13 protein-coding genes are annotated in these 13,213 nt (G+C 42.5%); 7 read left to right on the top strand and 6 right to left on the bottom strand.

Annotated elements, in window-relative coordinates:
* Positions 1-69: 69 nt before the first annotated feature.
* Complete coding sequence (rnjA, locus tag RWZ99_RS03520) at positions 70-1,752, bottom strand: ribonuclease J1 (RefSeq protein ID WP_314676382.1); 1,683 nt, start codon at positions 1,750-1,752, stop codon at positions 70-72.
* Between the two features lie 4 nt (positions 1,753-1,756).
* Positions 1,757-1,987, bottom strand: coding sequence for a DNA-dependent RNA polymerase subunit epsilon (locus RWZ99_RS03525; RefSeq protein WP_064523125.1), 231 nt, complete (start codon positions 1,985-1,987; stop codon positions 1,757-1,759).
* Between the two features lie 262 nt (positions 1,988-2,249).
* On the opposite strand from RWZ99_RS03525, the gene tsaB reads away from it, so the two are divergent.
* The 5 genes from tsaB to RWZ99_RS03550 are packed head-to-tail and all read left to right on the top strand — an operon-like array spanning position 2,250 to position 5,420.
* A complete protein-coding gene (gene tsaB, locus RWZ99_RS03530) occupies positions 2,250-2,936 on the top strand; it encodes a tRNA (adenosine(37)-N6)-threonylcarbamoyltransferase complex dimerization subunit type 1 TsaB (protein WP_314676383.1) in 687 nt (228 codons plus the stop codon).
* A complete protein-coding gene (rimI, locus tag RWZ99_RS03535; protein WP_314676384.1) occupies positions 2,896-3,351 on the top strand; it encodes a ribosomal protein S18-alanine N-acetyltransferase in 456 nt (151 codons plus the stop codon). The genes tsaB and rimI overlap by 41 nt, the downstream gene beginning before the upstream one ends.
* Positions 3,351-4,364 carry a tRNA (adenosine(37)-N6)-threonylcarbamoyltransferase complex transferase subunit TsaD gene (gene tsaD, locus RWZ99_RS03540; protein ID WP_314676385.1) on the top strand — a complete coding sequence of 338 codons (1,014 nt, stop codon included), beginning with the start codon at positions 3,351-3,353 and terminating at the stop codon, positions 4,362-4,364. The genes rimI and tsaD overlap by 1 nt, the downstream gene beginning before the upstream one ends.
* 50 nt (positions 4,365-4,414) lie before the next feature.
* A complete protein-coding gene (locus RWZ99_RS03545; protein WP_314676387.1) occupies positions 4,415-5,107 on the top strand; it encodes an AzlC family ABC transporter permease in 693 nt (230 codons plus the stop codon).
* Entirely contained in the window at positions 5,094-5,420 is a 327-nt protein-coding gene (locus RWZ99_RS03550) for an AzlD domain-containing protein (RefSeq protein ID WP_314676389.1), read from the top strand. The genes RWZ99_RS03545 and RWZ99_RS03550 overlap by 14 nt, the downstream gene beginning before the upstream one ends.
* 51 nt (positions 5,421-5,471) lie before the next feature.
* Here RWZ99_RS03550 and RWZ99_RS03555 read toward each other — a convergent pair whose 3' ends face one another.
* The 3 genes from RWZ99_RS03555 to rnhC all read right to left on the bottom strand — a co-directional run bounded on the left by RWZ99_RS03555 (position 5,472) and on the right by rnhC (position 9,570).
* Entirely contained in the window at positions 5,472-7,976 is a 2,505-nt protein-coding gene (locus RWZ99_RS03555) for an ATP-dependent RecD-like DNA helicase (RefSeq protein WP_314676390.1), read from the bottom strand.
* A gap of 61 nt (positions 7,977-8,037) precedes the next feature.
* Positions 8,038-8,661 (bottom strand): signal peptidase I, encoded by a 624-nt coding sequence (lepB, locus tag RWZ99_RS03560; RefSeq protein ID WP_314676392.1) that lies wholly within the window; start codon positions 8,659-8,661, stop codon positions 8,038-8,040.
* A gap of 18 nt (positions 8,662-8,679) precedes the next feature.
* Positions 8,680-9,570, bottom strand: a complete 891-nt coding sequence (gene rnhC / locus RWZ99_RS03565) for a ribonuclease HIII (protein ID WP_314676393.1) — start codon at positions 9,568-9,570, stop codon at positions 8,680-8,682.
* 311 nt (positions 9,571-9,881) lie between these two features.
* Here rnhC and RWZ99_RS03570 point away from each other — a divergent pair, with 311 nt between their 5' ends.
* Both RWZ99_RS03570 and RWZ99_RS03575 read left to right on the top strand, forming a co-directional pair.
* Positions 9,882-10,199, top strand: coding sequence for a hypothetical protein (locus tag RWZ99_RS03570; RefSeq protein WP_003096030.1), 318 nt, complete (start codon positions 9,882-9,884; stop codon positions 10,197-10,199).
* Positions 10,196-10,738, top strand: coding sequence for a CvpA family protein (locus RWZ99_RS03575; RefSeq protein ID WP_314676394.1), 543 nt, complete (start codon positions 10,196-10,198; stop codon positions 10,736-10,738). The genes RWZ99_RS03570 and RWZ99_RS03575 overlap by 4 nt, the downstream gene beginning before the upstream one ends.
* Positions 10,739-10,838: 100 nt before the next feature.
* Here RWZ99_RS03575 and RWZ99_RS03580 read toward each other — a convergent pair whose 3' ends face one another.
* Positions 10,839-13,187 carry an endonuclease MutS2 gene (locus tag RWZ99_RS03580; RefSeq protein WP_314676396.1) on the bottom strand — a complete coding sequence of 783 codons (2,349 nt, stop codon included), beginning with the start codon at positions 13,185-13,187 and terminating at the stop codon, positions 10,839-10,841.
* Positions 13,188-13,213 lie beyond the last annotated feature (26 nt).

Consider the following 13,213-nt stretch of genomic DNA (forward strand, 5'->3'; position numbering starts at 1 on the left):
ACTGGCCTCATGAATGTGTTTTTCTTGTGTCCCATTATAAGGGTGCAGTGCCCTGTTAGGCTACCATTTTTATTTGTCAGGTGTGAGAATCATTGGAATAATGATTGGTTCACGTTCTGTTTTTTCATATAGGAATGGTCGTAATGCATTGACGATAGCTCCGTTAACGGATTGAATACTAGCATCTTTATTTTTAAGAGCAATACGAATAGCGTTGAATAGAATGCGTTGGCTCTCACGAATAAGATCACCAGATTCACGCATATAGATAAAGCCACGACTGAGAATATCTGGACCAGCTAGAATCATCTTAGACTTGAAATCAACAGTTGCCACAGCAAGGACAACACCGTCTTCAGAAAGATCACGACGGTCACGAAGAACAGCCGCTCCGATATCGCCGATACCGTTACCATCGACATAGATGTCTTGAGCATTGAAATGACCTGCACGACGAGCAGAATCTTTTGTTAGGGCTAAGACATCACCATTTTCCATGATAAAGATATTATCTTTTGGAATACCACAATCAACAGCGAGACCGGCATGGACCTTCTGCATGCGGTATTCACCGTGAACAGGCATGAAGAATTTTGGTTTGATCAAGCGAAGCATTAGTTTTTGCTCTTGTTGACCACCGTGACCAGAGGTATGGATATTGTTGATTTTACCGTGGATAACATCTACACCCGCTTCTTGAATGGTATTAATCAAACGGTTAACGCTAGTTGTGTTTCCTGGGATAGGACTAGATGAGAAGATAACGGTGTCACCAGGTTGTAGTGTTACTTGTCGGTGCATCCCATTGGCGATACGTGCAAGGGCCGCCATAGGCTCCCCTTGAGAACCGGTACACATGATAAGAATCTCACTGGCATGATAGTTTTTCATCTCACTAGGGTCAATAATAGTTCCTTTTGGAACTTTAATATAGCCTAGTTCAACACCATTAACAATGGCTTTTTCCATAGAACGTCCAAAGACAACAATCTTACGACCGGTTTTTACAGCAGCCTCAGCAGCTTGTTGAAGACGGAAAATATTAGAGGCAAATGAGGCGAAGATAATACGACCGTGAATGCCTTCAATGATTTTCATGATGGATTGCCCCACGACCTTCTCGGAATTAGTGAAAGTTGGGACTTCAGCATTGGTTGAGTCTGAGAGGAGGCAAAGAACGCCTTCTTCACCGAGTGCAGCCATACGATGAAGGTCGGCTGGCTCACCTACTGGAGTGAAGTCAAACTTAAAGTCACCGGTACAAACAATTTTACCTTGTGGTGTATGGATGACAATTCCGAGAGGTTCTGGAATTGAGTGAGTTGTGCGGAAGAAGGTTACGCTCATATTTTTGAAAGTAAGCTCTGTATTAGCGTTAATTTCATAGAGTTGTGCATCACGAAGTAGTCCGTGTTCTTCCAATTTTCCTTTGATGAGAGCAAGAGCAAGTGGTCCTGCATAGATTGGGATATTTGCCTGTTTAAGAAGGAAGGGGATACCACCAATATGGTCTTCGTGACCGTGAGTAATGACAAGAGCCTTAACACGGTCAACGTTTTCAACGATGTAAGAATAGTCCGGGATGACATAATCAATACCGAGAAGATCATCCTCAGGGAATTTAATACCCGCATCGACGATGATAATTTCATCTTGATATTCAATACCATAGGTATTTTTACCGATTTCTCCCAAACCACCAATCGCATAAACCCCAACTTCTTCAGGTTTTAGATTGATTTTTGATGTCATGGTTTTAGAACTCCGTTACTTCAAAAACGCCTGTTTCTTTTTCGTATTCAAGGGCTTTTTCTGAGAGGAGCTCAATGAATTCGATGTTGTAGGCAGTATTTTTTTCGATGATTTGACGAGCTTGGATACGTCCCTCAAGTTCAGTTTTTGCATCGATATCTAGATAGAGTGATTTTGTCTGTTCACGGCGTGGGTTACGCTCTTTAGTTTCTTGGTAAAAAACTTTATAAATCATGGTTTTCCTTTCTTTCCAAAAGGCTCTGCCATTCTATAAAAAAACCGGTCAAGTTAATCTTTTCTATGATTAACTTGACGTTATGATATTCACTTTTATGAGTAATAGCTAGTAGCCTTGATTCGCATAACAATTACTATTATTGTACCACAAGATAAAGGGTAGATAAAGAAAATGGCGGAAAAAGTTGGGAAATGTTCGTTTTTGGGAAACAACTACTTGTGTTATAATAGAAAAGCATAAAAGGAAACAAGGAAAAAAGATGAAAATATTAGCATTTGATACTTCTAGCACTGCTCTATCAGTAGCCTTGTTAGAAGGAGAGAACTTAGTGGCAGAGGCAACCGTGACAGTGAAAAAGAATCACAGTATTAGTCTAATGCCCACCATTGATTTTTTGGTCGCTCAGGCGAACTGGCAACCAGCTGATTTAGAGCGTGTCGTTGTTGCTCAAGGACCCGGATCCTACACAGGTCTTCGTGTGGCTGTTGCAACAGCTAAGACTTTAGCATATGCCCTTAACATTGATTTAGTGGGAGTTTCAAGTTTGCAGGGCCTGATGGATCTTTCAGCTGATGGTGTTGTGATTCCTATCATGGATGCCCGTCGTAATAATGTTTACGTCGGATTTTATGAAAATGGCCAAGCTATCGTCCCTGATTGTCATGCTGCCTTTACAGATGTTCTTGAGCAAGCTAAAACTTTTGAAAAGGTAACTTTTGTAGGTGAAGTAGCTAATTTTGTGGATCAGATTAAGGAAAGTCTTCCAGAGGCAACGATCTTGTCAAGTCTTCCGTCAGCCCTGTTAATTGGTCGTTTAGGCTTATCCTTGCCCCCTGTTAATGTGGATGCCTTTGTCCCACATTACTTGAAGCGGGTTGAGGCGGAGGAAAACTGGCTTAAGACCCATGAGGAGACTAACCGTGACAACTACATCAAGCGCGTCTAGATTGAGTAGACTGGAACAGGCTCAGCTCATTTACCAGATTTTGTCGGATGTTTATGACAAATCTCCGTGGACACTTGAGCAGGTGGTGGCAGACTTGGCTTTGGACACTACAGAATATTTCTATGTTTATAATCAAGAAGAAGTTGTAGGTTTTTTAGCTCTTCAAAATTTAGTAGGTGAGCTTGAGGTTACCAATATTGCAGTTCTAAAAGCTTATCAGGGACGTGGTTATGCCAGTCAGCTGATGAAGTATTTAGAAGAGCGTAGTGAGCCAATCTTTCTTGAAGTTAGGGCTTCAAATCAAGTTGCTCAGGCATTATACAGAAAATTTGGATTTGAAAGTCTAGGAATTCGGAAAAACTATTATCATGAACCTCAGGAGGATGCTGTTATCATGAGGCGAGAGGAAATCTAATGGCAGATAGATATATTTTGGCGGTGGAGAGCTCGTGTGACGAGACTTCAGTTGCTGTTTTAAAAAATGAGAAAGAACTTTTAAGTAATATTATTGCCAGTCAGGTGGAAAGTCATAAACGATTTGGTGGTGTTGTTCCTGAGGTGGCTAGCCGTCACCATGTGGAAGTAGTGACTCTTTGTATTAAGGATGCTCTATCTGAGGCAGGAATTGTTGCTGAACAATTGGATGCTGTAGCTGTAACCTATGGTCCAGGCTTGGTTGGAGCCCTCTTGGTTGGTATGGCAGCAGCTAAGGCCTTTGCCTGGGCGCACGGTTTGCCTTTGATTCCAGTCAATCATATGGCAGGTCATCTGATGGCGGCGCGTGAGGTTCAAGAGTTGGAGTATCCCCTCCTGGCGCTTTTGGTATCTGGAGGACACACAGAGTTGGTTTACGTGTCAGAGCCAGGAAATTACAAGATTGTTGGTGAGACACGTGACGATGCGGTTGGTGAAGCCTATGATAAGGTGGGACGTGTGATGGGCTTGACCTACCCAGCAGGACGAGAGATTGATGAATTGGCACATAAGGGGAAAGATGTTCATGATTTCCCACGTGCCATGATTAAGGAAGACCACTTGGAGTTTTCATTCTCAGGCTTGAAGTCAGCCTTCATCAATTTGCACCATAATGCTGAGCAGAAAGGGGAAGTTTTAGTTACAGAAGACCTTTGTGCTTCCTTCCAAGCTGCTGTTTTGGATATTCTCCTAGCTAAGACCAAGAAAGCCTTAGAGCGTTACCCAGTCAAGACACTTGTTGTTGCTGGGGGCGTGGCAGCTAATCAGGGCTTACGTGAACGCTTGGCTGAGGAAATCACAGATGTAGATGTGGTTATTCCGCCTTTGCGTCTTTGTGGTGATAATGCTGGTATGATTGCTTTAGCAGCAGCTATTGAATATGATAAAAAACATTTTGCTGACTTGGATCTAAATGCTAAACCAAGTCTAGCCTTTGCAGGATTTGAAGAATAAGAAGAACCTCTTACTGGTCTGGTAAGAGGTTCCTTTAGAAAGGATTGTGTGTGTCTGACTTTCGTTTGGGTGTGAAAGCCGCAGTACCAACAGCTCTAGGATATGTGGCTATTGGCCTAGCTTTTGGTGTTGTAGCAGTAGCTTCTGGTCTATCGGCTCTTGAAGTTGCTCTCATGTGTGCCTTGGTCTATGGTGGCTCGGCTCAGTTTGCCATGTGTGCCTTAGTGGTCGCAGGGGCTGGTCTGGGTGAGTTAACCTTGACTGTTTTCTTGGTTAATTTGCGTAACATGTTGATGAGTTTACATGCCACGACGATTTTTACAAAAACAAGTCTCTGGAATCAGCTGGGAATTGGTAGTCTGATTACGGATGAAAGTTATGGTGTCTTGTTGGGTGAATATGTGCATCATAAAGATATTCCCGCTAACTGGATGCATGGTAACAATATTTTCAGTTATCTGGTTTGGATTGTATCGTCAGTTGTTGGTTGTTTGATTGGTTCAATGATTCCCAATCCCCAGCTTTTTGGTTTGGATTTTGCCTTGATTGCCATGTTTATTGGTTTGTTAAGTAGTCAGTTTGATGCCTTGCTAGGTGAAGGAGTGCGTAAGCTGTTCCTGATTCTGTTATCTATTGCTGTGGCATATCTTAGCTTTAGTATCATTTTGTCAGAATCCTTAGCTGTTTTAGTGGCAACTTTGATTGGATGTAGTGTGGGGGTGATGTGTGATGGCCGTCAATAAGTTTATTCTCATTGCTATCTTACTTGGATTTGTGGTCAGCTGGGTCCCTCGTGTCCTCCCTTTCATCTTAGTGAAATACAAGGGCCTACCAGATATAGTTGTTCGTTTCTTGCACTACCTACCAGTTTCTATTCTCTTTGCCCTGATTCTCTCGAGCCTCATGACTGAGAAAATCGGTCACTTGCCACAGTTTAAGTGGATGGAAATACTGGCTACGGTGCCAACGGTCATTGTAGCATTTAAGAGTAAAAATCTACTCTATACAGTCATTGTCGGTATAGTGTCTATGGCCCTGATTCGTTTAGTATTTTAGTAAATGAAAAGACTTGGAGTTGCTCTAAATGAGTCACTTTCCCAGTCTTTTTTAATTATTGTTAAAAAAGGCAGCAATATCGTCTTCACTGAGACCTATCATTGGGTCAATAGTTGACCAATTTTCTTCAGTTAAAAGATAGTTTTCTTCTGTTTGCACAGGTTTGTTAACAGACTTATCCACAAGGTGTGAATAAGTGTTAATAAGAGTTTGGGATGGATTGATATTTTCCGAGAAGTCTTTGTTTTCAAGGGTTTCTGAGGGGTTATTGTTTTCCGTTTTTGTTTGATCAGAGGCGTCTATTGCCTCGTTTTTAACAATCTTTTCGACAGACTTATCAACAGCTTGTGTATAAGTTTGTTCAAAACGTTGGATGAGGTAGGTATTACGTTTGGCACCTTCGTTGTGAACCGCATAATCGAAGGCTGCGATTTCCCCCAACATGACCAGTTTACTCTTGGCGCGTGTGATAGCGGTGTAGATCAAGTTACGTTGCAGCATACGCCCACTTTGGCGTGTGATGGGAAGGATAACAACTGGGAACTCACTCCCTTGGGATTTGTGGATTGACATGGCATAGGCAAGAGTAATCTTATTCCATTCGTTACGAGGATAGATTACCTCATTGCCATCGAAGGAAATGTAAATTTCGTCCTGTTTACTTTCAGTATATTTACTAGGTATGAGATCAGTAATGATTCCGATATCGCCATTGAAGACATTGAGTTCTGTATCGTTGACCAGATGGAGAATCTTGTCATTCTTACGGAAGAAAATATCATTAAAGGCAAATTGATTGGCTTTTTCTTTGGGATTTAGTAGATCTTGCATAATGGTATTGAGATTGTTGATACCAGCCTGTCCCCGGTACATGGGGGCCAGAATCTGTACATCCTGAGCAGCAATCCCACTTTTAATAGCGGCAGAGACAATTTTAGGGACCATCTGTGGAATATGACTAGCATTAGCCTCAAAGTATGATCGGTCAGCCTTTTTCTCTGTGAAATCAGCGGGTAGTTGGCCTTGTCGCATCTGGCTAGCTAAGGTAACAATAGTGGAATCCTCAGATTGTCTGAAAATTTTGGTTAGGGAAACCTTGGGCAAGTTATCAATCTGCAAAAGGTCAGCTAAGACTTGGCCAGGGCCTACAGAAGGCAGCTGATCTTGGTCACCTACAATGATGACTTGAGTAGTATCAGAAATGCTTTCGAAGAGTTGATTGGCCAACCAAGTATCAACCATAGAAAACTCATCGATGATAATCAAATCACAATCGAGATAGTCATCTAAGGTCTTGAAATCGTCCTCACTATTGAGGCCTAAATGTCTATGAATAGTGGCACTAGGAAGTTTGGTGAGTTCGTTCATCCGACGAGCAGCCCGTCCCGTTGGTGCCGCTAAAATAATTGGTAAATCAGACTTCTTGAGATCTAGACCATGAAGGTCAGCATAGGTTTTAATAATTCCGTTAATAACAGTGGTTTTCCCTGTTCCGGGACCACCTGTCAGGATGAAGACCTTGCTTTGTAGGGCTTTAATAATGGCATCTTTTTGAACCTTGTCATAAGCAATACCAAGCTCTTCTTCCACCTCTTCAAGACTTGTTTGGATTTTGTCCTCAGCACTGATGTCAGGTTGGTCTTTCATGATACGAGTTAGGTGGGTATAGATGCCCTGTTCCGCAAAATATAGGGTATTATCAAAAATTTTAGTCTCTATATTTTGCACCTTATCCTCTTGAATAAGATTGGTTAATTGGTTAGCGACCAAGGCGGGTTCAAGTTCAATCTGGCGAGCACTTTCCAAAAGAATGATAGTCCGTTCAAGCAAGGCTTTGGCCTCGATGTAGGTGTCGCCTTCTTCCAGACTAGCTTCTAGCAGACAGTGAATCAGGGCGGCTCGTAAACGCTCAGGAGCATCGCTAGCAATCCCCAGACGTTCGGCTAGTTGATCGGCCATTTTAAATCCAATTCCCTGAACTTCCTCTACCAAGAGATAAGGATATTCTTCGATAAGGTTGAGTGCTTCTTCCTTATATTGGTTGAAAATTTGTGAGGCAGCCTTTGGTGTGAGTCCATAGCTGGAAAGTTTGGACAAGATTTGTTCGGTACCATAGTTGATTTTTAACTTTGCTAGGAAGGCTTCTCGGTTTACCTTGGACAGATTAGGAATCTGCTCTAATTTGCTAGGGTCTTCGAGAATCTTGTCAATAGGGTCTTCGCCATAAATCTCGATAATACGCTCGGCTGTTTTCTTACCGATTCCTTTGAAATTGTCACTGGAGAAATACTTGATAAGGCCACTGGCAGAGGGTTTTGAACGCTCGTAACGAGTCATTTGTAGTTGTTCACCATATTTGGGGTGATTGGTTAGCTGACCCCAGAAGGTATAGTCCTCACCCTCCATGACATCCCCCATAGTTCCAGTAACAATGATTTCATAGTCTTCAAAATCACTGTCGGTTTCGTCAATCTCTAAGAGTAGGATACGAAAGAAATTACTGGCATTTTCAAAAATGATACGTTCGATAGTTCCTGAAAAATAAAATTCTTGCATGTGTTTCTTCCTAGATACATAATAAGGCTGGGTCTCCCCAACCTTATCTTATTTAGTGTTCTTAGTTGTCCTCAACTGTACCAATTTTATTAAGTGGCCAGAAGCGGAATTTGACTTCCCCGACAAGAGCACTCTTGTCAAAGTAACCAACTTCGCGGCTATCTTTTGAAACGATACGGTTATCTCCGAGTAAGAAATATTTGCCTTCTGGAACAGTGACCGTGAAGGTCGTATTGCCCTCAGCATTGACCGTGAAGGCCTTTGCATCCTTGGCTAACTGTTGGAAGTAATCGCGGTAGTCATATTCTTTTTGTAGTTTATCCTTAGCAAAGGCAGCTTGGAATTCTTTGAGGTATTCTTCCTTAACTTCTTTACCATTGACAGTAAGTTTATCGTTTTGATAGGTAATGGTATCACCTGGCATACCGATGATACGTTTTACGATTTGTTTAGTCTTACCATTTTCAACTTCCTTGGCGACGACGATATCAAAGCGTTCAATGGACGTGTGTTTTAAAACGATAACACGTTGTCGATCTGCTAGGGTAGGATCCATTGAGTGTCCGTCAACCTGAACAGGGAGCCAGAGGAAGAGACGGGTCAAGAGGAAGAAAGTGATAAAGAGAATGAAGAGTCCCCACTCACGAAGAAAAGTGAGGAAATTTTGGGTCCATTTGTTTTGCATGGTTAAGGCCTTTCAGGGTTATTTTAAGCGTTGGTAGGCTTTTTTAGTATTGGCAAAATGATATTTAGCAGTAGTCTGGAGAGCCTGGTCTCCATAAGCTTGAAGGAGTTTAGCAGCGACTTGGTCTGACTTGGCACCAGCACCTGAAGGAAGGGTATAACCAACCTCTTGGCTAAGTTTATCCAGATTTTTCAGGAAGAGATTGCGAGCAATGATAGAACTCACCGCGACGGCCAAGTATTTACCTTCAGCTTTTTCTTCTAGAGTGATGGGAAATTCAAAGTGATTGCGTTCGTTCTTGAGGTATTTTTGATAATTCTTCTCACTGGTAAAAGCATCAATGACAATCTTATCTGGTTTAGCACCAGATTGTAATAGTAGGAAAATAGCCTGATTGTGGAGGGCTACTTTGACGGATACAGCATTGTGAGCTTTACCGTCTCCAACCACCTCATTGTACTTTCTAGGAGAAAGCAGGAGTGCTTTGTGGGGAATTTTCTCCTCCAAGAGAGGTGCAATCTGACGAATCTTAGTATCATTTAGATTTTTAGAATCATCGACTCCTAGAGATTTCAAAAAAGCATGGTCAACGGGAGTAACTAGGCTAGCTACAACAGCTAAACCACCAAAATAGGAGCCGTTTCCGACTTCGTCTGATCCAATTAGGGCCAGATTTTGCCCATCAGGTGACTGCTTAGGCTCGGCTTGGTAACCAAAACGGCTAGCTAGGCTTTCTGGTTTAGCACCCTGGAAGGTTACCTTACCTGAAGTATAGGCGATGACACTTGTTCCATCGACCTTGGCTGAAAAACTAGCGTATGGATTTTTAGTCGCAGTTGCATAGCTTGCTAGATCCTTCTGGAGTATTGAAATCTGTTCTGCTGTCATTTTTAATACGATTGTGCCCATGAAATCTATTTTAGCACAAAAAAGGAGAATTGGTAGATATTTTACAGGTTTGGAATCCTTGAAAATTATTTTTCTGGAGAAGGGCAAAGTCTAAAATTTACGAAATTTAAAATTTAGGATATAATGATTAGAAAGAGAATGCCACATTCTGCTCTTTTTTCTATGATTGGAGGAGTCAGTTGGTATTTATGTGTCGAATACGCCCTGGAGAATGTGTCAAAATCTGACTAAAAAGGGTGCTAAAAACAAAAATAAGGAGAAGCTGCGGTGGAGACTCCATGCCCACCATTGATTAGGCAGTTAACAAGCAAATGGCAAACAAAAACCGTTACAAATTTCATTTTGGAGAAAAGAATCTCACGCTAACAACTGATAAGGACAACTTATTCATGGAAGAGGTGGAGCGTGTTGCTTATGAGAAATATAAAATTATCAAAAAGCAGATGAAAAATGCTGATAATGAAACGATTGCTATTCTAATGGCCATCAATTCTTTGTCTACTCAGTTGGAACGTGAAATTCAAGTTGAAGATATGGAAAAAGAGTTGGAGATTTTGAGAGCTAAGCAACTCGAACAACTTAAGGTCAAGGCGACAGCTCAAAGTGATGACGATGAGGATGACGCATGATTGGACTCCTTGTCTTAGCCCTCATGGCTTGGAATTTCTACATTGGCTACCGAAGAGGTCTCTTTATGCAAGCCTATTACGTGGTTTCGGTCATTATCGCCATGTGTGTAGCCGCTTATTTTTACCAGCCGCTAGGAGAGGCTATCAATCTTTGGGTACCTTATGCTAATCCAACCAAAGATGCCAGTGTAGCTTTTTTTACAGATCAGAATATCTTCTCACTTGACCGTGTCTATTATGCGGGTGTTGCCTTCTTCGCCATCTATTGTGTGGTCTATTATGGTTTACGTTTTCTTGGGATTTTCTTCCATTTTGTGAGAATTGAGCGTCTTGACCAGAGACGATTTCAAGTGGTAGGTGGTGTTTTGGCTTCCTTGGTAAGTCTCGTACCTTTGACTATGTTGGGGAATATTCTTGCGACCGTTCCCATAAACAATATTCAAACGGTCTTGTCATCTAGCTGGGTTTTGCGTTTTTTGATTAATTGGAATTTTCCAGTTAGCCAAATTATCCAACACTTGTGGACCAGTGTGATATAGAAAATAGAAGTCTTCCTTGATTAAGGGAGTCTTTTTTGTGCTTGGATTTGATTCACACAAAAAAGACTGGACACATAGTCTCAGTCTCTCTTAATTAGTTTTAACCCAAGGTTGCGATGGTACATCCAGAACCACCGGCACTTTGTGGGGCGTATTCAAAACTTTTAACATGGCGATGACGGTGGAGATATTTGGTAACAGCATCACGGATGACACCGGTACCAATGCCGTGGATGATATCCACCTGACTCATGTTGTTAAGTAGAGCTTGGTCGATAAAGGCATCAAGTTCTTGCATGGCTTCTTCGTAGCGTTTGCCACGAAGGTCCAGACGGGCACGAGGGCCACCAGATGCCTTCTTGGCTTTCTTAACCACATTGATTTGTTTTTTCTTAGGTTGTTGGGTTTCAGATTGGGCACGAACCAGAGTGAATTCGTCTGCCTTAAGGGTCATCTTGATGAGACCCACTTGAGCTTCCCAGTTACCATTTTTGGCTTGACTTGTAAGCGTACCACGTTGACCATAGGCAGTAACGATGATATCATCTCCGACACGAGGGGCACGCGCAGCCTTTTCTTTCTTGGCTTTACGAAGGACCTTGTTCTTAGAGAGGTCCACCTGTGGGGCAAGTTTTTTGAGTTTTCCTTTGGCGTCGATAACTTCATGAGGCTTGAGTTGACTCTTATCATGGAGATTTTTGAGAATACTATCGCTCTCAGCCAAAGCTGTATCCACCATATCTTGAATTTCTTTTTGAGCCTTTTCGAGTTCCTTGTCGTACTCATGGGAGAATTCGTTATAGAGTTTCTTGACCGCACGGTTGAATTTAAGGTTCTCTTGCTCAACGTCCTTGATGTGCTCCAGACGTTTTTGTGTTTCCACGGTTTGGGCCTCAAGTTGCTCGATGATACGGTTGACATCACTATCAGTATCCGTGAGGTTTTCAGCTTCCTTGACAATGACTTCATTCAAGCCGAGGCGGCGGGCAATCTCAAAGGCGTTAGAGCGACCAGGCACCCCCTGCATAAAGCGATAAGTAGGGCTTAGAGTCGCTGTGTCAAACTCCATGCTGGCATTTTCCACATGTTGTGTCTCAATCCCATAGGCCTTGAGCTCAGGATAGTGAGTAGTGGCCATGGTCTTAATCTGGCTCAAACGGAGGTGCTCTAGGATTGCCATGGCTAGGCTAGCCCCTTCCTGAGGGTCGGTACCAGCCCCAAGCTCATCGACCAAGACCAAGCTATTGCTATCGGCAGCGTTCAAAATCTCGACAATATGCGTCATGTGACTAGAGAAAGTTGACAAACTCTGTTCGATAGACTGTTCATCTCCGATGTCCGCAAAAATCTCTTGGAAAATGGCTACACGACTACCCTTGTCAGCCAAAATAGGCAGACCAGATTGAGCCATTAGTTGTGCTAGTCCTAGAGTTTTAAGCATGACCGTTTTACCACCAGTATTGGGACCTGTGATGACAATGGCTGTGAGATTCTCATCAAAGCGCAGATCGTTGGCTACTGGATTGACCAAGAGAGGGTGACGAACGTTAAGCAGTTGGAGTGTTTGGTTGTCACTAATCTTTGGAATAACCGCCTTTTTATCATGGAGATAGAGGTATTTTCCTCGAATGAAGTCCATATGGCCCAAAATCCAAGCGTTGTTGGCAATAGCAGCAGCCTGTGGACGGAGTTGATCAGACAGTTCATGCAGGATACGGGCCATCTCGTGGCGTTCGTCTGCACGTAATTGTGTGATTTCTTCGTTAAGCTGGATAACGGCGCGTGGCTCGATATAGACTGTGTTTCCAGAGCTTGAGATGTCGTGCACAACACCAGCAATACGGTTACGGTAGGTATTTTTGACAGGAAGTACTGAACGACCATTACGACTAGCAATCAAACTCTCAGCCAACATGTGGCCAGATTTCTTGAGAATGTCTTGCAAGGTCTGGCGAATGGCATCATCACAAGATTTGAGTTGACGACGGATATTTTGCAACTCTGGGCTAGCAAAATGCTCAATAAAACCACCATCATTGATACTTTGAAGGCTACCTTGTAAACTTGGAAAGGCCTCAATCTTGTCAAAAAGACGTTTAAGAGCGACGAGCTCAACATTTTCAAGGTCAGCGTAAAAGCGACCAAGGTCAGCCGAAGCTTGCAACACCTTCTTGATAGCAATGAGCTCTTGGATGTTAAGGTCAGCATCCAGTTCCAAGCGACGCAAGGGCTCAGAAATATCTCGCAAGCTACCAATGGCAAAGCCATGATGCTCTACGAAAATTTCTGCCATTTCTTGAATTTCTGTAAATTGATTTTGAATTCTTTCTGGATTGGTCATAGGCACCAAGTCACGTAACTCCGCCTGAGCCTGTTCAGTTTGTAGGTATTCTGTGAACTGCTCCTTGACCTTGTCAAATTCTAATTGGTCTAAAATCTTTGTGTTCATAGCTTCTATTATAGCACATTTGACTA

The organism is uncultured Streptococcus sp. (assembly GCF_963545685.1).
GTDB lineage: Bacteria > Bacillota > Bacilli > Lactobacillales > Streptococcaceae > Streptococcus.